This is a genomic window from Stenotrophomonas sp. SKA14 (genome assembly GCF_000158575.1).
Taxonomy (GTDB): Bacteria; Pseudomonadota; Gammaproteobacteria; order Xanthomonadales; family Xanthomonadaceae; genus Stenotrophomonas; species Stenotrophomonas forensis.
Genome location: NZ_DS999412.1, coordinates 2,860,793 through 2,883,451, shown reverse-complemented (window position 1 = coordinate 2,883,451; position 22,659 = coordinate 2,860,793). Strand labels below are relative to the sequence as shown.

18 protein-coding genes are annotated in these 22,659 nt (G+C 66.3%); 4 read left to right on the top strand and 14 right to left on the bottom strand.

From position 1 onward, the window contains the following. Positions 1 to 31: 31 nt before the first annotated feature. Complete coding sequence (locus SSKA14_RS13040) at positions 32 to 388, top strand: hypothetical protein (RefSeq protein WP_008265327.1); 357 nt, start codon at positions 32 to 34, stop codon at positions 386 to 388. A gap of 69 nt (positions 389 to 457) precedes the next feature. Next, complete coding sequence (locus SSKA14_RS24150) at positions 458 to 859, top strand: hypothetical protein (protein ID WP_232281396.1); 402 nt, start codon at positions 458 to 460, stop codon at positions 857 to 859. A 52-nt stretch (positions 860 to 911) separates the two neighbouring features. Here SSKA14_RS24150 and SSKA14_RS13030 read toward each other — a convergent pair whose 3' ends face one another. The 3 genes from SSKA14_RS13030 to SSKA14_RS13020 all read right to left on the bottom strand — a co-directional run bounded on the left by SSKA14_RS13030 (position 912) and on the right by SSKA14_RS13020 (position 3,257). Then, entirely contained in the window at positions 912 to 2,009 is a 1,098-nt protein-coding gene (locus tag SSKA14_RS13030; RefSeq protein ID WP_008267483.1) for a hypothetical protein, read from the bottom strand. Positions 2,010 to 2,149: 140 nt separating this feature from the next. Continuing rightward, positions 2,150 to 2,626, bottom strand: a complete 477-nt coding sequence (locus SSKA14_RS13025) for a nuclear transport factor 2 family protein (RefSeq protein ID WP_008265320.1) — start codon at positions 2,624 to 2,626, stop codon at positions 2,150 to 2,152. A gap of 61 nt (positions 2,627 to 2,687) precedes the next feature. Then, positions 2,688 to 3,257 carry a TetR family transcriptional regulator gene (locus tag SSKA14_RS13020; protein WP_008267522.1) on the bottom strand — a complete coding sequence of 190 codons (570 nt, stop codon included), beginning with the start codon at positions 3,255 to 3,257 and terminating at the stop codon, positions 2,688 to 2,690. A gap of 168 nt (positions 3,258 to 3,425) precedes the next feature. On the opposite strand from SSKA14_RS13020, the gene SSKA14_RS13015 reads away from it, so the two are divergent. Further along, entirely contained in the window at positions 3,426 to 4,379 is a 954-nt protein-coding gene (locus SSKA14_RS13015; protein WP_008264453.1) for an alpha/beta hydrolase, read from the top strand. Between the two features lie 54 nt (positions 4,380 to 4,433). On the opposite strand, the gene SSKA14_RS13010 is transcribed toward SSKA14_RS13015, so the two are convergent. The 10 genes from SSKA14_RS13010 to SSKA14_RS12965 all read right to left on the bottom strand — a co-directional run bounded on the left by SSKA14_RS13010 (position 4,434) and on the right by SSKA14_RS12965 (position 20,659). Further along, the gene (locus SSKA14_RS13010; RefSeq protein ID WP_008264522.1) at positions 4,434 to 7,085 is read right to left on the bottom strand and encodes an excinuclease ABC subunit UvrA; all 2,652 of its coding nucleotides are present in this window, start codon (positions 7,083 to 7,085) and stop codon (positions 4,434 to 4,436) included. Between the two features lie 108 nt (positions 7,086 to 7,193). Continuing rightward, complete coding sequence (locus SSKA14_RS13005; RefSeq protein WP_008266142.1) at positions 7,194 to 9,077, bottom strand: PepSY-associated TM helix domain-containing protein; 1,884 nt, start codon at positions 9,075 to 9,077, stop codon at positions 7,194 to 7,196. Positions 9,078 to 9,123: 46 nt separating this feature from the next. Then, a complete protein-coding gene (locus SSKA14_RS13000) occupies positions 9,124 to 11,580 on the bottom strand; it encodes a TonB-dependent receptor (RefSeq protein ID WP_008266912.1) in 2,457 nt (818 codons plus the stop codon). 108 nt (positions 11,581 to 11,688) lie between these two features. Continuing rightward, positions 11,689 to 12,726 carry a FecR domain-containing protein gene (locus SSKA14_RS12995; RefSeq protein WP_008266507.1) on the bottom strand — a complete coding sequence of 346 codons (1,038 nt, stop codon included), beginning with the start codon at positions 12,724 to 12,726 and terminating at the stop codon, positions 11,689 to 11,691. After that, a complete protein-coding gene (locus SSKA14_RS12990) occupies positions 12,723 to 13,532 on the bottom strand; it encodes a sigma-70 family RNA polymerase sigma factor (RefSeq protein WP_232281395.1) in 810 nt (269 codons plus the stop codon). The genes SSKA14_RS12995 and SSKA14_RS12990 overlap by 4 nt, the downstream gene beginning before the upstream one ends. Before the next feature lie 61 nt (positions 13,533 to 13,593). Beyond that, the gene (locus SSKA14_RS12985) at positions 13,594 to 14,997 is read right to left on the bottom strand and encodes a hypothetical protein (RefSeq protein WP_040007704.1); all 1,404 of its coding nucleotides are present in this window, start codon (positions 14,995 to 14,997) and stop codon (positions 13,594 to 13,596) included. 77 nt (positions 14,998 to 15,074) lie between these two features. Further along, the gene (locus SSKA14_RS12980; RefSeq protein WP_008267152.1) at positions 15,075 to 18,143 is read right to left on the bottom strand and encodes a TonB-dependent receptor; all 3,069 of its coding nucleotides are present in this window, start codon (positions 18,141 to 18,143) and stop codon (positions 15,075 to 15,077) included. Positions 18,144 to 18,255: 112 nt separating this feature from the next. Beyond that, a complete protein-coding gene (locus SSKA14_RS12975) occupies positions 18,256 to 19,296 on the bottom strand; it encodes a FecR domain-containing protein (protein ID WP_198283607.1) in 1,041 nt (346 codons plus the stop codon). 2 nt (positions 19,297 to 19,298) lie between these two features. After that, complete coding sequence (locus SSKA14_RS12970; protein WP_008265143.1) at positions 19,299 to 19,823, bottom strand: sigma-70 family RNA polymerase sigma factor; 525 nt, start codon at positions 19,821 to 19,823, stop codon at positions 19,299 to 19,301. Between the two features lie 155 nt (positions 19,824 to 19,978). Then, entirely contained in the window at positions 19,979 to 20,659 is a 681-nt protein-coding gene (locus SSKA14_RS12965; protein ID WP_008264670.1) for a metalloregulator ArsR/SmtB family transcription factor, read from the bottom strand. Positions 20,660 to 20,775: 116 nt separating this feature from the next. Between SSKA14_RS12965 and SSKA14_RS12960 the strand changes: the two genes are divergently transcribed. Further along, positions 20,776 to 21,945 carry an MFS transporter gene (locus SSKA14_RS12960; protein ID WP_198283606.1) on the top strand — a complete coding sequence of 390 codons (1,170 nt, stop codon included), beginning with the start codon at positions 20,776 to 20,778 and terminating at the stop codon, positions 21,943 to 21,945. 57 nt (positions 21,946 to 22,002) lie between these two features. Here the strand turns inward: SSKA14_RS12960 and SSKA14_RS12955 are convergent, their stop codons facing one another. Then, positions 22,003 to 22,530 carry a DUF6622 family protein gene (locus SSKA14_RS12955; RefSeq protein WP_008268355.1) on the bottom strand — a complete coding sequence of 176 codons (528 nt, stop codon included), beginning with the start codon at positions 22,528 to 22,530 and terminating at the stop codon, positions 22,003 to 22,005. Positions 22,531 to 22,659: the final 129 nt, after the last annotated feature.

Here is a 22,659-nt window from a genome sequence, read left to right as displayed (position 1 = left end):
CGGCTTCTGCCTGCCCGCAAGGAGCCCTGCCATGACCAAGCGCTACTCCCCTGCCCCGCAATCGATCCAGGAAGAGCCCGCGAACGGCCCCGTACTGGATCGCAACACCCTCGTTGCCCTGCTGCACAGCATCGGTTCGGGCGCCACGTCCGATGGCCAGCCCTGGCCAGAGCGCCACCTGATGCCGGGCGGACGCACTGCCCTTGCCGACACCGACTGCTCGCTGGCCGGCCTTCGCGTGGTGATGGAGATCCTGCTGGCCGCGCAGCGCGCCCGCGAGGACGGCGAACTGGAGCAGGACGTCGGCCCGCGCATCATGGAGGGGTTGATCATGGCCGGGCTGGGACTCACCGCGCACGCCAGCACGCGAGTGCGCCCGGAGGGTTGAGTGGCCTGGTGCAGTTGGGCGGCCACGGCCCTGTGCGTTGGGGCCGTGATTGCGGCACAGGCGTAGTGGTTGGAGCCACCCGCCCCCTCGCCTATCGCCTTCCAGCGCATCTCCAACGATCGCTTCTCACAGCTGCGCCGGCAAGCGATCCGGTTCGTGGAGGTTCGGCCAGGGCACGGCTTCCAGTTCGTGGAACGGCATGAAGATGCCTCCTTCCAGATTCACTGCAGGGGCGTGCCCGTGCTGTGGCTGGAGAAGCGGCCGCAGCATGTGCTGTTGCAGGTCTCACTTGATGCGAATCAGCGGGCGCCTGCGGTTCTGCCGTTGCGTGCACTGCTTCAATGGCAGCTGGAACCCGTGGATTATCTGGAGCAGATACTGGCGGGCGTGCCCGAGCCTGTCCTGATGGATCGGGTGTTGCTGATGCTCGCGGGCGAGGTTCCTGATGGGGTGCGATGTGGCATGCCGTAGTCGAGCATGGCTCAACTCTACTGTGGCGCCGGCTGCGCCGGCGCGGCACCTTTCAGAAATAGAACCCGATATTGAGGTTCAGCCGCGAATGCCAGCGCGACGGGCCGCCGTTGTTGATGCCGATGCCATCGCCGCCGGCAAACCACATGTTGCGGCCGGCAATCCAGTCGACATAGGTGAGCATCACGCCCTTCTGCAGGCTGCAACCGGTGACGTTCTGCCAGGAGTCGCGCACCCCGCTGCTGTGCCCCACCGGGCGCGTCATGCTGAGGTTGTTGTAGCAGGTCACATCGTCCAGCCAGCCGCGCTGGCCAAAGGAATAGGCAACGTTGGCACTGGGCACATCGGCCTCGGCCGCGATTTCAAACGGGGCCTGGAACGCCGACAGCGCGATGCGTTCGCCGGGCACGTTGTAGCGGTAGCGTGCCCATTGCAGCTGGGTGGTCCAACCATCGCGCTTCCACTGCGCATGCACGGCGGCGGCCTGGTGGTCGTGATGGCGACGACTGCGTGTGTTCTGCACCTTGCCCGCGAAGGCCGATGCGCCAACCAGCAGTTCGCCGCCGGCCCAGTCGCGCGTTTGCTCGACGCGCACATTGAACCGCTGCCGTTCGCGATACGGCAACGCATCGGTCTGTGCCACATCGAAGGAATAGCGGTCGTAGCGTGCCCCCGTTCCGTACTCGTCACCCGAGAACCAGCCGAGGTGCCAGGTAGTCTTGCCGGCCTGGTGGACCACCACAACGCCGGGGTCGTAGTCGTCCTCGATGCCCAGGTAGTAGCCGGACCCGAACCAGAAACTCTGCGAGACCGTGGGCAGCAGCCCGAACGGCACCTGCTGGTTGCCGGCCTTCAGCTGCGTGGCGTCGGTGAACTGCCAGCCCGCGTAGGCATGATGGACTGCATCGAAGCCGTCGTACCAGCGGTACTGCGCGGAGAAGGAGAAAGGCCCACTGCCGGCATCGAGGTCGGCGCGAAGCAGTTCCAGCTGCAGGCGGCTGGTGGGCCCGTAATCGAGCCAGCCATAGTTGAATCGAACGGCGCCACCGAGATCGAAATGAGGCGCTGTGTTGCGGTCTTCGCTGGCCGCGCGCGCATCAAGCGAGGGCGCGGCCAGTGCTGCTGCGATGATGATGGGAACTGCTCTCACGGTCGCGTCCTGCCTCCTGTTCTGCGAGTGAACGCACTCGATTCCAGCCTCGATGCACGTCATGCCTCACCGTGAGGCATGACGTGCTGTGGCGTGCAGGTTACGCAATGGAGGGTGAAGCGAATGTCGGCCAGCCGTGCTCACATGCCCAGATCAGACAGCCCCGGGTGATCATCCGGGCGACGCCCCAGCGGCCAATGGAACTTGCGCTCGCTCTCCTTGATCGGCATGTCGTTGATGCTCGAGAACCGATGCTCCATCAACCCATCCGCTCCGAATTCCCAGTTCTCGTTTCCGTAGGAACGGAACCAATTGCCGGAGTCGTCATGCCATTCATAGGCGTAGCGTACGGCGATTCGGTTGCCGCTGAAGGCCCACAGTTCCTTGATCAAACGGTAGTCCAGTTCCTTCTTCCATTTGCGGGCCAGGAACTGCCGCGCTTCCTCGCGGCCATGGGTGAACTCGGCACGGTTGCGCCAGCGGGTGTCGAGCGAATAGCCCAGCGCGACCTTGTCGGCATCGCGGGAGTTCCAACCATCCTCGGCAAGACGAACCTTCTCGATGGCCGATTCAAGGGTGAACGGCGGTAGCGGCGGACGGGGTGCTTCAGTGGACACGGCGGGGCCTCCAATCAAGTGGATGAACGGGGTGCTTCGACAGTTTTTGATGGCTCAGGCGTCAGCGCCTGGCCTGCTCCAGCAACACCTTTGCAACATCCCTGGCGGTGTCTGCCGCGTTGTAGTCGCCCATCACGCGCGAGACGGTGATGGCGCCTTCCATGAGAACCAGCAGCTGCCGCGCCAGTGTGTCCGGCTGCTCGATATCCAGCTGCGTGGTGAGTTCCAGCGTGTAATCCAGCAGCTTCTGCTTGTGGTGTTTTGCGATGTGGCGAATCGGATCGTCGGGGTCGCCCACCTCGCCCGCGGTATTGATGAAGGCGCAGCCGCGATAGCCCTCGGACTCGAACCAGCCCTTGAGCACGGTGAACATGCCGAGGATGCGCGCTTCGGGGCTGTCGGCCTTGTCGCACGCCTGCCGGAACCAGTCCAGCCAGCGCACGTCGCGCGCGTTCAATGCCGCAGCGGCCACCTGGTCCTTGTTTTCAAAGTGCCGGTAGATGCTCTTGCGTGCCACACCTGAGGTCTTCACCAGCAGGTCCATGCCGGTGGCATGGATTCCGTTCTGGTAGATCAGCGCCTCGGCGGTGGCCAGGATCTTCTGCGCGGTGTCGGTGCCGGTCTTGTGCATGGCTGCAAGGTAGAACGAACGTTCTACCTTGTCAACGCGCGATTGGCAGCGCCTCGGGTCCGCACATCCATGCAAGACGATCTATCAAGAAATCCGGACATTGCATCACCCAGGCGCCTGATTGCGGGCGCAAAGTACGCCTAACCACCCACCCATGAGAGTTCCCGCATGAACACCTTCGCCCGCACCCTGGCCGTTGCCACCCTCGCCCTCTCGGTCCAGGCCGGCCTGTCCGCGCAGGCCGCCGAACCGGCCAAGCCTGCGGCCATTACCAGCGTCGCGCGTACTGCCAGCTACATCACCACCGCCGATGGCGTGCAGCTCTACTACAAGGACTGGGGCCCGAAGGACGGCCCGGTGGTGACCTTCAGCCACGGCTGGCCGTTGAACTCGGACAGCTGGGAATCGCAGATGATCTTCCTGGCCAACCACGGCTACCGCGTCATCGCGCATGACCGTCGTGGCCACGGCCGCTCCAGCCAGCCGTGGGAAGGCAACGACATGGATCACTACGCCGATGACCTGTCCACGGTGATCAACACGCTCGACCTGCATGACGTGACGTTGGTGGGCTTCTCTACCGGCGGCGGCGAAGTGGCGCGCTACATCGGCCGCCATGGCACCGGCCGGGTGAAGAAGGCGGTGCTGATCAGCTCGGTGCCGCCATTCATGCTGAAGACCGCCGACAACCCCAACGGCCTGTCGATTGAAGTGTTCGACGGCATCCGCAAGGCGCAGATGGACAACCGCGCGCAGCTGTACAGGGACATCCCGTCAGGCCCGTTCTACGGCTTCAACCGCCCGGGCGCGAAGGTGTCCCAGGGCTTGATCGATGCGTGGTGGGCACAGGGCATGCAGGGCGGCCACAAGAACACCTACGATTCGATCGCAGCGTTCTCGGCCACCGATTTCCGCGCCGACCTGAAGAAGTTTGATGTGCCGACGCTGGTCATCCACGGCGATGACGACCAGATCGTGCCGATCGACATCTCCGGCCGCCAGTCGGCAAAGCTGATCAAGAACGCCCGGCTGATCGTGTACCCGGGCGCGCCGCATGGCCTGACCGACACGCACAAGGATCGCGTCAACCAGGACCTGCTGACGTTCCTGCAGGAGAAGTGAGTCCACCGAGGCTCCGGCATCTCGCCGGAGCCTTTTTTCAATTGGGCCTGCGCCTCAACCGCCCTGCCCCAGCTCGCGCGCAAGGAACGGCGCCGTCCTGCTGCCTTTGGCCCGCGCCACCTGCTGCGGCGTACCCTTCGCGACGATGGTGCCCCCTGCCCCGCCAGCGCCGGGGCCTACATCAATCACCCAGTCCGCCTGTGCGACCGCGCGCATGTCGTGCTCGATCATCACCACGGTGTTGCCGGCGTCCACCAGCCGCTGCAGCTGCACCAGCAGCCGGTCCGCGTCGGAGACATGCAGGCCGGTGGTGGGTTCGTCCAGCACGTACAGCGTGCGCCCGCGCTGGCTGCGCTGCAACTCGGTGGCCAGCTTGACGCGCTGGGCCTCGCCGCCTGAGAGCTCGGTGGCCGGCTGGCCCAGCCTCAGGTAGCCCAGGCCGATTTCCTGCAGCAACTGCAGCGGACGGGCAATGGCATCCTCTTCGCTGAAGAACACACGCGCCTGATCCACCGTCATCTGCAGGACTTCGGCGATGTTGCGCTCATTCCACTGCACCTTCAGCGTGGCCTCGTTGTAGCGCGCACCGTGGCAGGTCGGGCACGGCGCATAGACGCTGGGCATGAACAGCAGTTCGACACTGACAAACCCTTCGCCTTCGCAGGTTTCGCACCGGCCCTTGGCCACGTTGAACGAGAAGCGGCCGGCGTCGAAACGGCGGCGGCGCGCGGCCGGTGTTGCGGCGAACAGTTTGCGTACGTGATCGAACAGGCCGGTATAGGTGGCCAGATTGGAGCGTGGCGTGCGCCCGATCGGCTTCTGATCAACCTGCACGACGCGCTGGATGGCATCTGCATCGCCGGCCAGGCGGCCTCGTGTTGCTTCAATCACAGTCGGCCCGTCGGTGGGCTCGTTGTCCGCGCCCTCGTCCACCGGCTCGTGCCCCAGGTGCAGCAGCATCAGCTCCGGCAGCGCCTGTGCCATCAGGCTGGACTTGCCGGAACCAGAGATGCCGGTGACGGCGGTCAGCAATCCCAGTGGCACCTGCGCGTCCACGCCCTGCAGGTTGTGCCGATGGATGCCTTGCAGCTCCAGCCAGTTGCCGGGGCTACGCTGGCGGCTGGCGGGCGCAGGCACCTGGTCGAAAAGATACCGGGCCGTGCGCGAGTCCTGGACGTGGCGCAGGCCATCGGGCTCGCCACTGTAGAGAACGCGCCCGCCGCGCTCGCCGGCCTCCGGGCCCACATCCACCAGCCACTGCGCGCGGCGCATCAGGTCCAGATCGTGCTCCACCACGAACACCGAGTTGCCGCCGTCGCGCAGCCGGTCCAGCGCGTCGTACAGCGCCTGGCTGTCGGCGGGATGCAGGCCCGCCGAGGGCTCATCAAGCACGTACAGCACGCCGAACAGCAACGAGCTGAGCTGCGTGGCCAACCGCAGCCGCTGCAGTTCGCCGGCCGACAGCGTGGGCGTGGCGCGATCCAGCGAGAGATAGCCCAGGCCCAGTTCACGCAGCTGGCGTACCCGCGCCATCACCCCGCCTGCCAGCCGCTGTGCGGCCAGTCGCTTCTCTTCGGACAGGGCCGAAGTCAACCGCACGTCGGGGGCGCCCTCGTGGGTCGCTTGGCCACTCGCGGCCCGACGCGCGCGATCGCGGGGGGTCGCACTCCTGCGGGTGCGAGCGCCCTTGCTGTGCGCACTGAAATCACCTTGCGCCACCGGCTCCAGCAGCTCGGCCAGCTGGTCCAGCGGCAGCCGCATGAACTCACCGATGTCCACACCGGCAAAGGTGACCGACAGCGCCTCCGGCTTCAGGCGCTTTCCGTGGCAGGCCGGGCACAGCTTGCCTTCCATGTAGCGCGACACGCGCTTGCGCATCAGCGCGCTCTGGGTGTTGGCAAAGGTGTGCAACACGTAGCGGCGCGCGCCGGTATAGGTGCCCATGTAGCTGGGTTCGAGCTTGCGCTTGAGCGCGGCGCGGGTCTCTGCAGGGGTGAACCCGGCGTAGACCGGCACGCTGGGTGTTTCCTCGGTGAACAGGATCCACTCGCGGTCCTTCTTCGGCAGCTTCTTCCACGGCACGTCGATGTCGTAGCCCAGCGTGACCAGGATGTCGCGGAGGTTCTGGCCATGCCAGGCCGGCGGCCAGGACGCGATGGCGCGCTCACGGATCGTCAGCGACGGGTCCGGCACCATCAGCGCTTCGGTCACTTCGTAGACATGCCCCAGCCCGTGGCAGGTGCTGCAGGCGCCCTGCGGCATGTTCGGCGAAAAGTCCTCCGCGTACAGCATGGGCTGATGGGCCGGATAGGCCCCGGCGCGCGAGTACATCATGCGCACCAGGCTGGACAGGGTGGTCACGCTGCCTACCGATGAGCGCGCATTGCTGGCCCCGCGCTGCTGCTGCAGGGCCACTGCCGGCGGCAGGCCGTCAATGGCATCCACGTCGGGCACGCCCACCTGGTCGATCAGGCGCCGTGCATACGGCGCCACCGACTCGAAGTAGCGCCGCTGCGCTTCAGCGAACACGGTGCCGAAGGCCAGCGATGACTTGCCCGACCCCGAGACCCCGGAGAACACCACCAGTGCATTGCGCGGAATGGAGACGTCGACGTTCTTGAGGTTGTGCTCGCGTGCACCACGCACCTCGACGCAACCGCTGGCGGCGGCAGCGCATGACGATTCACCAAAGGGGGTGTTGGACATCGTTACGATCCTGCAGGCAGTGAGCGGCGCGCTTCAGGGCGCGCCCAGGGATGCATTTTCGCTGCTGTGGGGTGAATGTGGGTGATGGGCGAGCCGTGCCCCCTACCCTCACCCCGGCCGCAGCATCGCCGCCAACCCTCCCATCAGGGCGCTGCCTGCTGCCACGACCAGCCACACCTTCCCCACACTACGGGCGCTGAAGATGCCCACGGCAACGGCAATCAACAGCACGAACCCGAGCAGCGAACTGGTCAGGACCGAAACGGACGCGCGTATATTCACCAGCGAGGGCAGCAACAGTGCCAGTACCGTGGCGGTGAGTGCGGTGAACACATAGCCCCCTACCGAGGCAGCCAGCACCCGGCTCGCCACCTGCCAGCGATGGGCCGCGCCCTGCCCGGGCGCAGGTTTGGCACTGCGCGGCGCCTCCTGCGCCTGTGGCCAGCGGCGCTGCAGCATCAGGGCCATTCTTGCCAGCATCAACCCGAAGGCCAGGGCGACCAGCTCTACACCGGCCTGCTGCCATGCACCCCGCTGCAGGTACATCAGCAGCCCCTGCCCGGTGCTTGCCAGATTCACCACGGGCAGTGCCAGGCACAGCGCGGCGGCCAGCCACAACTGCTCGATCCAGGCCAGTCGCGGTGGGCGCCACAGTGCGTGCAGCACCGAGCCCGCGCAGGTCAAAAGGAAAATGCGTATCTCCCATGCGCTGCGATCGCTCATTTCCAGTGGCAGCAACCGATTGCCGTGCAGGTAGGCGATGCTTGCCAGCGCCACCCCGGCCAGCGATGCCACGTTGAAGGCTTCCACGCAACGGTAGATGCCTGCCGTGGCGGCGCCGAACTCATGCTCACTGCGCTTGCGCCGCTTGATGGAGAACAGCAGCGTGCCGATGGCGATCATCGCGGTGCCCAGCAGGCCGCTGATGAAGTACAGCCACTTCATCGGCCAGCCACCGAAATCGGCCTTGTGCAGTGCTTCGATGGTTTCGTGTACCTGCACGGCACCCAGTTGCTGCGGATGCGCTGCATGCTGCTGCAGGAGCCTGCCGCTGGCCGCATGGAAGGTCACCCGGCTGGCCTCGCTCAACAGGTGCTTGCCGGTGTTCCCCGCTGTCTTGCGGCCCTCCACTTCCACCACGCTGTGCACGGTGCCGGGCGCCTGGATCACCACCAGTGCCGGCGACTGCCCGCTGATGGCCCGCGCCCGCGCAAGCAGGACCGACAGGTCCGGCAACTGCGCGCCCGCAACCAGAATGCCGGCCAGGACAGGTCGCGCAGGTGCCAGTTCGGCTTCATAGCGTGCATAGGCATCATCGGCATCGCCATAGGCCGCCTGCACGGGCCACGGCAGATAGCTGCTGTAGAAGAAGGTCAGCCCGGTGTAGCCGATCATGAACAGGAACGGCAGGGTCAGCACGGCACTCAGGTTGTGCGCGTCCAGCCAGCTGCGCTGCCCCTTGCCCGGGCGGAAAGTGAAGAAGTCCTTGAAGATGCGTTTATGCACCACCACGCCGGACACCAGCGCCAGCAGCATGCAGGCCGTGATCCAGCCGACCAGCCAGTAGCCGGCCATGCCGCCGTGCAGGGTGTAGTGGAAGGACATGAAGTGGCGGCCGCCTTCGGTTTCCCGAAGGCGAGGTGGAGGTTGCGGCATGCCGGTGCCGGCATCTACCCAGCGTTCGTGCGCGGTGCCGCCGTCATCCTCCCATGAGAGCTGCAGCGGCCAGCCGTGCTGGGCAGGCCATCGGATCTGCCATGCCCGGGCATCGGCGGCGTTTGCAGCCAACCACTGCTGCGCTCGCGCTGCCTGCGCACCTGCATCCATTTCCTGCGGGGAGGCCGGCACCGGGCCGGCCTCCATCCATCGCGTGATCGGCTCGCGGAACACGCTGAGCGTGCCGGTGAGGAAGATCGCGCACAACAGCCAGCCGGAGGTGAGGCCGCACCAGGTGTGCAGCCACGACATGCTCTGCCGGAAGCCCGCCTTCATGCCATCCCCGTGGCGGGCATGCCCCCGCCCCGCCGGTTGCGGAGGATCACAGCGCGCCGCGCAGCGTCAGCATCACGTTGCGGGGTTCGCCAAAGAAGTTGCCGCGGCGGATCTGGCTGATCATCGCGTAATAGCGCGTGTCAAACAGGTTGGCCACGTTGACGCCCACGCTCCAGCGCGGATTGATCCGGTAGCCGGCACGCAGGTCCCACACCGCGCGTCCGGCCGCACCCATGCGCCAGTCCGGGTCGTCGTAGGCCGGATAGGAATAGCTGCTCTGCGCAGATACGCCACCGCCCACGGAGAACGCATTCCACCGGCCGGGCAGCTGGTAGGACGTCGACAGGCGCAGCAGATGGCGCGGCGTTTCGGCGCTGATGGTGGCGCCCTCATCGTCGCGGCTGGTGACGTGGGTATAGCCCGCCATCATCTGCCAGCCGGGCGCCAGTTCGCCGCTGGCTTCCAGTTCAAAGCCCTTGCTGCGCAGCTTCCCACCATTGCGGTAGCAATCGGACGAGGCCAGCGAGCCGGGGCAGCTGCCCGGGTCGGACGCGTCCACCACGGCGTTGCCGGTCTTGCGGATGGAAAACACCGCAGCGGAGACGTTCAGGCGGCCATCGTTCAGTTCACCCTTCACGCCCAGCTCGTAGTTGGCGCCGATGGCGGGATCCAGCACCGCGCCGGATGAGGTGACGTAGGAGCTCTGCGGCTGGAAGGTATCGGCGTAGCTGGCGTAGACCGACCACTGCGGGCCCAGGTCGTAGACGAGACCGGCGTACGGGGTGAACTCGTGCTTCTGTTCGTACTCGCGGCTCCTGGCGCCGGTGAAGCCATCGTTGGACTGGTACTTCACCCAGCTCAGCCGGCCACCCAGCGTGAGGTGCAGCGGTGCGGCCAGCTGCAGGCGCAGGTTGCTGTACAGGCCGCTTTGTTGTGCACGCGCGTGTTCCGACCAGTCCCACGCGGGTTGCAGCGGCTGTGCAATGGCGCTGTGGTCCGGTGCGTAGACATTGATCGGCACGTCGATGGCCAGGTCCGCCGAGCTTTGGCGGGTGCGTTGGCGCGACCACATCGCGCCCAGCAGCAGCTGGTGGCTGCGGCCGAAGGCGTCGAAACTGCCGGTGGTGTGCAGGTCGATACCGTCGCTGCGCACGCGCGATTGGTTGAAGTAGATGTCATAGAAGCGCGAACCGATGCCGGTGGCCCGGTCCACCCCGCCCACCGGAACCGCGACGCGCTGGTCCAGGTCTGATTCGGTGCGGTTCACCGACAGGCGCGCCTTCCAGCGCTCGTTGAAGCGGTGCTCCGCTTCGGCGAAGGCTTCCTCAACGGAGCCTTCCTGGCGGTTCCAGTCCTGGATGAGCGAGGTGGAACGCTTGATGTCCAGCGCACCGCCATCGGTATAGCGCGGCAGGCCGAACAGCCAGTAGCCGTCGGTGTCACTGGCCTGATGTCGCAGGCCGAAGGTGAGCGTGGTGTCCTGGCCCAGGTCGACATCGATCACGCCGTAGGCCACCGGCGTCTTCGATGAGGTGCCGCGCTGGAAGTAGTCGCGGTCCTGGTAGGCGGCGACGACTCGGCCACGTACCGTGCCAGCGGCATTGAGCGGGCCGCCACCGTCGACCTCGAGGCGATAGTTGTCCCACGAGCCCAGCGTGGCCGCCAGATCCAGATGGGCCTGGTCGCGCGGGCGCTTGCGCACCATGTTGATCGCCCCGCTGGGGTCGGCCGCGCCCAGCATCATGCCGCCGGCACCGCGCAGCACTTCAACCCGCTCCAGCACGGCGGTGTCGATCGGCAGCCAGCCCACCGGGGCATAGACGATGCCGGCCACGCCATCGACCAGATAGTTGCTGTCGTCCACGGTGAAGCTGCGAATCGAGAACTTGTGGTTGCCGAAGTTGCGAGCGGTCTTGGTCACGCCTGTGGTCTGCGCCAGTGCCTCGTCCAGCGTGGTGAGGTTGCGGTCGTCCAGCTGCTGGCGGGTGATCACGCTGACCGATTGCGGGGTCTGGCGGATGCTCTGCCCCAGCTTGCCCAGGCTCAGCTCGCGTGCCGTGTAGGAGCCATCGCCTGGGCCGTTGGCGGTCACGTTCACCGTCTGCAGGGTGGTCTGGGCATCCTTGCCCCGCGCAGGTGATGCTGGGTCCTGCGCCAGCGTGAACACGCCGGGGCGGGTGGCGTTGACACGTACCCCACTGCCCTCCAGCAGGCGCGCCAGTGCTTCCTGCGGCGTGTAGCTGCCCGTCACCGCCGGCGCGCGACGGCCGGCCACTGCCGATTCACTGAACAACACCTGCTGCCGCGACTGCTCGGAGAATCGGCGCAGTGCTGCATCCAGCGGTTGGGCTGGAATATTGAACGGCATGCGCGCCGCCGGCTGCGCCTGTGCGATGGCCGGCGCAGCCAGTGCGCTGGAAATGCACACGGCCAGCAGCGGCAGCCGCGTGGCCTGTACCCCGGTAGAGAACGCGCGGGCGACAAGTGCGCGCTTGATCTTCATGTACCCCATTACCGCTCCATCATGCTTGGCCACCACTGGCCTCACTGGGGTAAACGGAAAACAGCGATGGGGTGGGAACCCGTGCTGGAAAAATTTCTTCCTGCGGCGTCAGCGCGTGACAGGCCGCTCGTCAATGCGATAGCCGCCCTGCGCCGTGCGGGTCACCCGTACAGGCAACAGGTCCGGCAGCGCCTCGACGAAGCTGGCCGGGGCGTCGGTGGCGGCGTAGCCGGAAACCGGCAGGAATTTCAGCCCTGGCTGGCCCAGCGTGACCGGGTGGCCCAGATACTGCGCGACTTCCTGCGCAACTTCGTCCAGCGGGGTGCGCCGGAACACCAGGCGCCCGTTGCGCCAACCGCCGATGCTGTCTGCACTGGCAGAAATGGGACGATACGTGGCTGTGGCAGTGGTCACGGCCAGGCCCTGTTCGGCGTACAGGCTGACCGGCGCGGTGCCTTCGGTGCGATCCGGCTGTACCCGCACGTGCCCATGAAGCACCTTGACCAGCACTTCGCCCGGCCCATTGCGCACGTTGAAGGCAGTGCCAACCACGGTCACCCGGCTGCGCTGGGCATCCACGGTGAAGGGCCGCTCGGCCGCCGGGGCGACCTCGAAGAACGCCTCACCCTGGCTGAGCACTACTTCGCGGCGAGAGCGATAGAAATGCACGGCCAGCGTGCTGCGCGCGTTGATCGAAATCCGTGAGCCGTCGGGCAGTTGCAGATCACGGATCTCGCCAGCGCCGGTGCTCACGTCCTGTACGTAGCTGGGCGCGGTGTACCACCCGTAGCCGACCCAACCCAGGGCCAGGAGCGCCACCGCCGCAGCGGTCGCCACGCGAGGAAGGCGTCGCGACCGCGCGCGGCGCGTCACGCCGTCCCGTCGCAGGGCGGCAGGTGCCGCTGGCGCACGCGCGGCCTGAGTGTCCGAAGCCAATGCGGGGCGCGGCAGCTGGCCGAGGTCGTGCCAGGTCTGGGCCACGTCGGTGAACGCCTGTTGGTGCGCTTCGCTTTCGGCGAGCCAGTGCTGCAGGGCCGCCTCGTCATCTGGCTGCCAGTCCACATCCTGCCGTCGCAGCAGCCACGTGGCCGCCGCCTCGTGCAGGGCAAACGGGTCAGAACCTGCGGCGGAAGGAAAATCGGTCATCGGCAGGGAAGATCGGCATCAATGGCAGGCGCCAACTCCCCGCCTGCCCCGGTGGACCGATGCAGTTCCTGCATCTGTTCCAGGGACGCATAGCGTACCCGCACTTGGCAGTAGGCAACCGCGCGCGACAGGTGCTTGACCACCATGCGCCGGGAGATCTGCATGCGGGCGGCCACCTCTTCCTGGGTCAGGCCATCGAAGCGGCAGAGCACGAATGCTTCGCGTTGGCGCTCGGGCAGTTCGGCCATCGCGTCTGCCAGGCGTTGCAGGCGCTGGCGCTGTGCGGTGAGCTGCAGCGGGCACTGTGATTCATCGCTGGCCATGGGGTGGCCGGCATCCTCCGCATCTGCCAGAGGCACGGTCTGCACGCGGCGGCCTGCGCTGAGCTCGCGGTACTCATCGGCCACGGTGTTCATTACCGTCCGGCGAAGGTAGGCGCCCTGCTGGTCGCTGGACGCCAGCGAAGGATTTGCCGCAATCCATTTGACTGCGCCGTCGTGCAGGGCGTCTTCAGCGTCCCTTCCTCTGGCACGCGCAAGGCCGCGGAGGATGGGCGCCCGCCAACGGGCATAGGCTTTGGCCAGTAGGCTCCCGCCCGTGGATGAGCCGCTCTCGGCCAGGCCGGCCTCTGCTGATGCGCTGTGGTTCGCAGCCCCGCCCGTGCCCCGGCCTAGCGCGGACACGGCGCCCTCAGGACATATGCCTGCGGTCTGCACAGGTAGGGCGGGACATTCACTTGGATAGCCGGCGGATGGGTCGCGCTGGGCGACAGAGGGGAGGAATCCTGCAAGTGTAGTGAGAGTCATTTGCAATTGGAACTCCCCCGCCCTGCCCGTCCCCTCTCGCGAAAGGCGCGCCGGTGCTACGTCACTCGCGCGCCGGTCCAGCACCCTCGGCAACCCTGACGAAGACGGGGTTGGAATAGAACCACAGATCCGCCCACGGATCCTCGCCGGGCGCGTCCGCCAGCGCATCCACCGCACCGGTGCTGTTGCCCCGCACCCGCACGAAGCCACCGCGTGGCGGCACCGGCAGTGACCAGCGCGCCACGATCCAGTCGCCTTCACGCCGCCACGTTGCGGCATCGAATCCGCGCCGCTGCATCTGCAACGCACCGCCCTCCTCCCTGCCGCCCACGATCAGCTCGATGCGCTTCAGCGCCGGATGCTGCCCGTTCGCGTTGGCGCGTGCCGGCTGCCGTGCCCGCACCTCCACCTGCATGGTCTGCGCTGGCGGCAGCACCAGCGAACCGCCCATCGCGGCGCTGGAGTCGCCCGCGGCTACCCGCAGCTCCAGCGCATCGATCAGGTCGCCGGTGACGGTGAACATGCGGCCGTTGCGCAGGGCATCCAGGATGTCTTCGGCCTCCGGCCGCGCCCACGCATAGGTCTTGCTGTACTCGCCCGGGTCGTAATCGCGCCCACCATCGCGCAGGTTCACATGCGAGTCGGAGTTAGCGGTGATCCAGAAGCGGATGCCATCGGCCAGCATCTGGTCCCAGATGCCGCCAACCTGGGCGGTCATCTGGTCGTAGCCGCCCAGTGTCGGCGCGGCCGCGTTGCGATACAGCCCGCGTTCGCTGCGGATGGCCTGGTGCCCGGGGGCGCCCTCCATGCCCACCAGCACATTGGGTGCAGCTGCATGCCAGCCGCGCAGTTCGTCCGGGGTTACCTCGCCCCACTCGCCGATGCCGGTCGCGGTGCGCGAAGGATGGTTGATGAACATCAGTGGCGCAGGGGCCAGCCCGCGCAGGTAGGTCAATGCCGCCTGCATCTGCTGCTCGCTATCGCGGCTGCCTTGCAGTGGCTCGCTGCGGCTGAAGTCGCGCTCGGCGACGACCAGCTGCTCCCGCTCCTGCGGGCCCGGTGCGATGATCAGCGAGGCGTGCTCGCCTGCAGGTACATCGAATTCCATGCCGTTGAACTGGATCACTTCCGGAACATCGGTGCGCGCCTGCAGCAGCGCCGGATAGGCGTGATCACGGGTAACCGCGGAGTGGCCGGGGCCACCGTGGTCGGTGTGGACCATCCAGCGCAGGCCGAAGGCCCTGGCCTGTGCCGCGTTGTGGCTGCGGCTGTAAGGCGAGTCGCCACCACGCACGGGCGTGGGCGGCGTGGTGCGGCGGTCCCAGTCCACGCTCCATTCGCTGTGCACATGGTGGTCGCCGGCCAGCCATTGGCGGTCAGCGTCGTCTGCCGGCGTTGCCGCCGCCGGGGCAGAGAACGCCGGGGCCGCCGCTGCGAGCAGCGCCAGCATTACAAGATTCTTCATGGATTCACCTCTGAAAAGCGCGCGGACGACGCACGGACCCTTGCGGGTCCGCACGCCGTCGGTGCGTAAATGCCCGCTTAGAAGTCCGCGCGCAGGCCCAGGCTGATGCGACGGCCCGAGGTCTCATCCATGGTCGGGAAGGACGGGTCCATGGTGTAGCCGCTGGTCCGCTCGTTGGTGAGGTTGATGCCCTTCAGGCTGATCTTGATGTTGTCGGTGATGCGGTAGCCGATCGACACATCCATCTGGCCGTACGCATCGCGCCAGATCGGGTACAGGTTGTAGCCGATCGATTCGACGTAGGCGCCCTTGTGGTTGTAGGACACGCGCGCGTCGAAGCGCGAATTCTCGTAGTAGGCGGTTAGGTTCCAGGTCTTCTCCGACAGCCCCGGCATCGGGGTTCGGATGCCGAGGCTGGATTCGCCGGCCAGCGAGCTGTCCAGCATGGTGTAGTTGGCATTGATGCCAAACCCGTCCAGCCACGGCGTGAACATGTTCAGTGGCAGCTGTGCCACCAGTTCAACGCCATCGACCTGGTAGGAGCCCTTGGCATTCACCGGCTGGTAGACGTCGAAATCGTAGATGCCATTGAGGCTGCCGTTGGCGTTGTATACCGCCACATTCTGAACCACGCCGGTCAGCGAGTTGATCACCACGCCATCGATGTTCTTGCGGAAGTAGCTGGCAGCGAACAGCGCGCCGTTGTCCAGGTACTTCTCCAGGCCGACCTCCCACTGCTTGGCGTAGGTGGGCTTCAGCTCAGGATTGCCATCAGTGAAACGGTAGGAGCCCCAGCTGGCGGTGCGCTTGTAGGCGATGTCGGTCAGCGCCGGGCGCATCATCACCTTGGACGCCGCCGCGCGCAGCAGCAGGCCGTGCGACAGCTCGGCGGTCATGTTGAAGCTGGGCAGCAGGTCGTCGTAGCTGCCGTCCTTCGACACCGGAGTGTCGGTGTAGCCGGTGCTGCCGTTGGGCAGCTGGATCGGGTGATAGCCGAACGAATCGACCTTGGTGTCCACGTAGCGCGCACCCGCATTGACGGTGAACGGCACGCTGCCGATATCGAAGGCGAAGTCGGCCATCGCGTAGAAGCTCATCACCTTCTCATCGACCTGGTAGAACTGGCCAGGATCGAACGGGGTCTGGAAGCCCGCGTAGCGGAACGCGCTGCGTGCGTAGTCATTGGAGATCTGCTGCCAGGCCAGCCCCTTGTTCGAGTAGCTGCCGCCGGGAACGATGTCGTCGATGTACTGCAGCGGGCTGTCGGCCATCGTGCGGGTGTTGACCCAGGCGCTGCTGCCCGCGCTCGGCCCGGTGATCTTCAGCTCGCCGTACTGGCGCTCCTTGGAGCGATCGGTGTAGCGCGCACCGAACCGGACCGTGTGCAGCGCGGGCAGGAAGGCCATGTCCAGCAGGCGGGTGACATTGACCTGGGCGGCGTACTTGTCGTCCTTCACCTTCTCCAGCGTGGTCTCGTAGGCTTCGAACAGGTACCGGCTCGGGTCGTTGTACATGTCGAAGCTGCCGGCGGCCGCGGTCGGAATGGTTTCACCGCTGCTGCCGGTCCAACGGGTGCGCGACGGCGCATAGGCCACGTGCTTGAGGTTGGAGAAATCCGAGGTCTTCTCCGCGCCGGAGTAACCCACCAGCGCATCCACGTACCAACGGTCGCCCTTCCAGTCCATCGCCATGCTGTACTGGCTGTAGTCGGTCTTGTTGATCCGCTCCTTGCTCAGCATCTCGTGCTGGGTGGCGGTGTAGGACACATCACGCAGCACCACCATGCCGTACTCGGACAGCGTAGTGGCATCGTAGGCATGGATGGTGTCGAACGTACTGCGGCTGGAGGCCGAATAGGCGGCCGCGTCGTACTCGTCCTCGGTGCTGTCATAGCCGCCGACCATCGCGTCGAAGGTCAGGCTGAAGTTGTTGCTGGGCTTGTACTGCAACGACCCGGTGGCGCCCCACTTGTCCTGCTCGTTGAGGTAGACGCGGTCGCCCACCTTGTCCTGGAACACGACCCGGTTGGTCTGCTCGGCATCATTGCGATTGGTGATGTTGACGCCCGCATCGCGCAGCAGCACGGCCTGCGCCTGGGTGCCGCGGGTACCAGAGGCGGTGAGGAAGCGCGAGGACGGCCGGAAGTTGATGCCCGAGGTCGAGTCGGTCCGGTTGGTGCGCTTGGACTGCGAGTACGAGACCAGCGCGCCCCAGTCACCCCAGGTATTGGCGGCGAGGAAGGCAAAACGCGGGTCCACCTCCTCCGAGATGCTGTTGTGCGCGCCCTCGGCGGAGAACACCAGCTTGCGTTCGTTGTAGTCGAACGGGCGTGCCGTGGAGATCTTCACCGAGCCGGCAATGCCGCCCTCTTCGTCGGCGGCGGTGGGCGACTTCTGCACGGTCACCTGCTGGATGATCTCCGAGGCGAACATGTCGAATTCCACGTCGCGACCGCCACTGCCCGAGGCGGTCGCCAGATCGTTGATCGAAACGTGGGTGTACTCCGAAGGCAGGCCGCGCACATTGACCTTGGTGCCAAGGCCCTTGTTGCGCTCGATGGTCACGCCCGGCATGCGCTGCAGGGCTTCAGCGAGATTCTGTTCGGGAAAATCGGCCACGTCGGTCGCAACGATCGAATCCGAAAAGCCCACCGTGGCGCGCTTGATGTCCACGGCCTTCTCCAGGCTGCGGCTGTAGCTGCCGGTGACCTGGATCGTTTCCAGGTTGGCCGCCTGCGCACCGGAGTTCGCAGCGCCGGCCGGTGCCGTTGCCGCAGCTGCGCCCACTACCGCCTCGGGTGCTGCCAGCGCGGAGGTGGCTGCCGGCGCGCTGGCGTCCTGTGCCTCGATGGTGACCGTGGTGGCATTGAGATAGCGGTAGCGCAGGCCGGTACCGGCCAGCAGGCGGGTCAGCGCTGCGTCCGCGCTCAGGCCGGCCGGCACGCCCGGCGTGCGCGGATTGCCGGCATTCTGCGCGTTGTAGACGAACTGCAGGCCGGTCTGGCGCGACAGCGCGTTGAGCGCCCCATCCAGCGGCTGCGAGGCGATCGCTTCGCTGGCGACGCGGGCCGGTTCTGCGGCGTTGGCGCCGGCGGTGGCGGTGATCTGCAGTGCAAGGGCAATGGAAAGGAACAGGGTGCGGCGCATCGTAGGGTCCAGTAGGGAATGGCGGTGGTCGCGGAACAGGTGTGTTCCTGCATTCCCCATCTACGAGGGCGCAGCGCGCCGATCGGGCACCACTTATTCGATGAATTTTTTCTTACAGCGCCTGTGGCGTTCCAGCGCGCAACCGCACATGGATTCCGTCCGGCGCCACCTGCGTGACCAGCGTGGGTTGCTGGTCGAGGAATGCGCGCAGGGATGCCACGTCATCCGCGCGCAGGTTGCCGGTCAGGCGCAGCGCACCGGCGTCATCGCTCACGTGCAGGCGCAGCGTGTTGCGCCGGTTGAAACGGTCGGCCACGTCGCGCAGCGCCTCGTCGCGGAACAGCACCCGCCCGGCCCACCATGCCGTCATGCTGGCAGCGTCTTCCTCACGGATGCGCACGCGCTGGTCGCGGTAGTCGACCTGTGCCGCCTGCCCGGCGCCGAGGTCGGCCAGCATGCGGCCGCGGCCACCATCGCCGCGCACGTGCACGCGCCCCTCGCTGACCCCGATGCGGGCCTGCTCGCGCAGCAGCGAAACATCGAACGTGGTGCCGATGTCCGTCACCTGCAGGCCAGCGGCATGTACCGCGAACGGGCGCCGGTCCTTGGCCACGACGAAGCTGGCCTGGCCACGTTCAAGCTCGACGCGCCGCCCCAGCAGGGTCATGCGCACCGAAATTTCGCTTTCAGCGTCCAGGCGCACGACGGTGCTGTCGGGCAGCGTGACCTCTCGCGGCATGCCATGTGCGGCTGCATAGTGCCCGGTGCGCGGCCAGGCCATGGTGGTGCCAACGCCTACAGCGAGCATCAGCGCCGCTGCGGCCGCGATGCGCGGCAAGCCGGGTGTGGGCCGTGCCCGTCGCTGGCTTGATGTGGCGGACGGGCGTGGCGACAACCGCACGACGTTGTGATCATTGCGCGTCGGCGCGGGAGCCTTCAACAGTGCATCGACGTCATCCGGCATGCCGCGCAGCGCATCGGCCAGTGCGCCGGCCACCTCGCTGATGGCCATGTACTCGCGCAGGTGTTCGGGGGAAACCAGCAGCCACTGCATGAAGGCCTGCTGCTGCGAAGGGCTGAGGTCGCCTTCGCGCTGCAGCGCGTGCCACTGCGCGGCGGCCAGGGTCAGCGCCGATGGATGTTCAATGGCCACGCTCACGACCTCCCTGCCGGTTCGGCCAGCGCCCGGCGGCACACCGAAAGCCCACGTACCACGTGCTTCTTCACCATATGCGCTGACACGCCCATGCGTTCGGCGATCTGCTTGTAGCTCAATCCATCGCGGTACTGCATGACCAGCACCGCGCGGGTGTGTTCGGGCAGGGTCTCCAGCAGCGTCTGCAGGCGCTGGCGGCGCTGCTCCCGTTCGGCGGCATCTTCCACGCATTCCCCGCTGGCCAGGCTTTGGCCCGGGCCTTCGATTTCTTCGATGGACAGGGTCGACCAGCGTCGGCGCGCGGCCTGCTCGCGTGCCAGATTCTGCGCGACGGTGAACAGGTACGCTTCCGGGTTGGCGATCGGCTCGCCCTTGCCTTCATGCGCACGCAGCAGGCGTAGATAGGTTTCCTGCACCAGATCTTCGGCGTCCTGCCGCGCACCGCGTCGCACGAAGAAGCCACGCAACAGTGGCGCGTGCTCTTCGAACATGCGCGCCAGGCGCCGTCTTGCCTGTTCGGCCACCTGCGTCGCCCCTACCCCCTGAAGTGCGCCGCAAGGTACGGGCACGGTGTGACGCCTTCATGACGGCTTCACATTGGCCGTGAAGGTGCTCCTTCTCCAACCGAGCGACGTATCGGTGTCATCCCCGTTGGCCTGTCTACGCCGCGACTGGGCTGCTACGGCCCTGTGACCACTTCGAAACCGGCCGCTTTCCATTCGGGAAAGCCCTCCTCCAGGCGCCGCACAGTGAAGCCCAGCGCCCTCAGTTTTTCCACGACCTCGAAGGACATCACGCAGTACGGGCCTCGGCAGTAGGCCACGATCTCCCTGTCCCTGGGCAGGTTGATCAATGCCGCCTCCAGTTCCGCGGCGGGAACGTTCAAGGCACCGGGAAGATGGCCCAGGACGTATTCCGACGAAGGCCGAACATCCAGGAGGGTCACTCCATCCGTCGCCAGGCGCTCCAGCAGCGCTTCGCGCGATACGGGTTCAAGGGCATCGCGCTGTTCGAAGAAATCCCGCATGACACCCTGTACTTCGGCAACGTTGCGCTCGCCGAAGCAGCCCAGCGCCCGCAGCAGCGCAACGACCTCAGCCTCGCCGGACAGGCTGTAGTAGATGCGTTTGCCTTGGCGATCGGGTTCCACCAGCCGGGCCCGCCGCAGCAACTGCAGGTGCCGCGAGGTATTGGCCACGCTCAACCCGGTCGCCTCCGCCAGCGCCTCGACGCTGCGCGGCCCCTGCGAAATCGCCTCCAGCAGCTCCAGCCGGTGAACATGCCCGATCGCCTGGGCGACGTCCGCCAGGGCGTGATAGATCGCCTGCCTGGGCTGGGGGATTGACTTTGCCTTGTCCATATTCAAACATTCTGCATATTGATTGAATGTTAGTCCAGTCATTGGCTGAACCCGCGTCACGGCATCCATCCTATCCAAGAAGCGTCCCCATGCCCGACAACCCCATGCATCGGCAGGTGTTCCTGCTGGCCAGCGCCCAGGCGCTGTTCCAGATTGTTTCGGTGATCGTCATGACCGTCGGCGGGCTGGCTGGCGCTCATCTGGCCGCTGCCCCACAGTGGGCCACCCTCCCCATCGCGACCATGTTCCTGGGAACGGCACTGACCACCTTCCCCGCCGCCATGTGGATGGCCAGGGCCGGGCGACGGGTGGGATTCATCTGCGGCTCGCTGCTGGGCCTGGCCGGCGGCGGCATTGCTGCGCTGGGAATCGCCCGGCATTCGATGGCCTTGCTGGCTGCCGGCACGCTGCTGGTGGGCGCATACCAGGCCTTCGCGCAGTTCTATCGTTTCGCCGCCAGCGAGGTGGCAGACGAAGCATTCCGCCCCCGTGCGATTTCGCTGGTGATGGCCGGCGGCATCATTGCGGCGCTGGTCGGGCCATCGCTGGCCCGCCTGGGCGGGCCGCTGTTGCAGGCGGAGTATCAAGGCTCCTTCATCATCCTCGCCGTGGTCTCGCTGGTGGCGACCGGGGTGCTGGCCGGATTGAGAATGCCGGCTACCTCAAGGACCGAGCCGGGTGAGCCCGCTGGGCGCCCATGGCAGCAGATCGTGTTCCAGCCCGCGTACCTGGTGGCACTGTTCGGCGCTGCGACCGGCTATGGAATCATGATCCTGGCGATGACGGCGACGCCCATTGCCATGGTTCACCATCATCACGCCCTTGGCAGCGCCGCGACGGTGATCCAGCTCCATGTGCTGGGCATGTTCCTGCCCTCGTTCTTTACCGGATCGCTGATCGCTCGATTTGGCGCTGTCCGCATCATGCTGGCCGGCGCAGTGATCTTCGTCGGGCATGTACTGATGACGACCACCGGCACTGGATTCGGCTCCTTTGCGACGGCACTGGTCATGCTCGGGGTGGGCTGGAACTTCATGTACGTGGGAGGCACGGCACTGCTGACCACAACCTACACGCAGGCCGAGCGCGCCCGCGCACAGGCGATCAACGACATGACCATCTTCGTTGTCGGTCTGGGCTGTTCGTTTGGTGCAGGAGGCCTGTTGGATGCGCTTGGCTGGCAGCGCATGAACCTGGTGCTGATTCCGTGGCTGCTGGCTGCGGCAGCGGCACTGGTCTGGCTTGGGCGCAAAGGGCGGCGCGCCGCCCTGGCATCGGGTGTGTAGACGAGGTGTTGCGCTGCCCGAGGGTTATTATCGTGACGCGTCACGCTCGAGCGGAACTCAGCCCGCGATCCCCAACCCCTTGCCCGCCGTATCCAGCCGCAACGAGGCCAGGTAGCGGCAGTACTTGCCGATGAACAGGCCGGTGAACCCACCCGACAGCAGCAGGTACGCCGCGCTGGCGCCGGCATGGTTGGTCAATGCGGGCGAGATCGCAAAGGCGACTTCGAAGCCGTACTTCACCAGGAACGTGACCAGCAGCAGCGGCAACACGCTGTAGTCCGCATTGCGCCAGAGCTTCCCGGTGGCGCTGTCGAACGTCAGCTTCACGTGGCCCAGCAGCAGCCACCCCAGCGCCGCGCCCGAGCCGATGCCGGCCAGCCACTCACCCCAAGCACTCAGGGACATCCCGTAGCGGTGGCTGATCGACCAAGCACCCCAGACGGTAAACAGCACAGGCACCACGGCCAGCTTCTGCAGGGACGTTTCGCCCGGCTTCATGGCGGCAATACCACGTGTGACCAGAAAGGCCAGAAGCAGCCAGACCCAGGTCGGCGTCTGCGAGGCAAGGTGCTGGATCATGTTCATGGGTCGTCCCTCGGCTGAATGGTGGCGGAGCGTCTCCGCCTTGGTGCTCACTATTCGCTTCCAGCCCGTCTGCGGCCAGTGACAGCTGTCAGCCATCGCGGATTACGCTGCGATGCGCTCCGACTCGGG

Coding starts and splice junctions, on each gene's coding strand:
- SSKA14_RS13040 (WP_008265327.1), top strand. CDS start 32: ATGACCAAGCGCTACTCCCCTGCCCCGCAATCGATCCAGGAAGAGCCC.
- SSKA14_RS13020 (WP_008267522.1), bottom strand. CDS start 3,257: ATGCACAAGACCGGCACCGACACCGCGCAGAAGATCCTGGCCACCGCC.
- SSKA14_RS13015 (WP_008264453.1), top strand. CDS start 3,426: ATGAACACCTTCGCCCGCACCCTGGCCGTTGCCACCCTCGCCCTCTCG.
- SSKA14_RS13010 (WP_008264522.1), bottom strand. CDS start 7,085: ATGTCCAACACCCCCTTTGGTGAATCGTCATGCGCTGCCGCCGCCAGC.
- SSKA14_RS13005 (WP_008266142.1), bottom strand. CDS start 9,077: ATGAAGGCGGGCTTCCGGCAGAGCATGTCGTGGCTGCACACCTGGTGC.
- SSKA14_RS13000 (WP_008266912.1), bottom strand. CDS start 11,580: ATGAAGATCAAGCGCGCACTTGTCGCCCGCGCGTTCTCTACCGGGGTA.
- SSKA14_RS12995 (WP_008266507.1), bottom strand. CDS start 12,726: ATGACCGATTTTCCTTCCGCCGCAGGTTCTGACCCGTTTGCCCTGCAC.
- SSKA14_RS12990 (WP_232281395.1), bottom strand. CDS start 13,532: ATGACTCTCACTACACTTGCAGGATTCCTCCCCTCTGTCGCCCAGCGC.
- SSKA14_RS12985 (WP_040007704.1), bottom strand. CDS start 14,997: ATGAAGAATCTTGTAATGCTGGCGCTGCTCGCAGCGGCGGCCCCGGCG.
- SSKA14_RS12980 (WP_008267152.1), bottom strand. CDS start 18,143: ATGCGCCGCACCCTGTTCCTTTCCATTGCCCTTGCACTGCAGATCACC.
- SSKA14_RS12965 (WP_008264670.1), bottom strand. CDS start 20,659: ATGGACAAGGCAAAGTCAATCCCCCAGCCCAGGCAGGCGATCTATCAC.
- SSKA14_RS12955 (WP_008268355.1), bottom strand. CDS start 22,530: ATGAACATGATCCAGCACCTTGCCTCGCAGACGCCGACCTGGGTCTGG.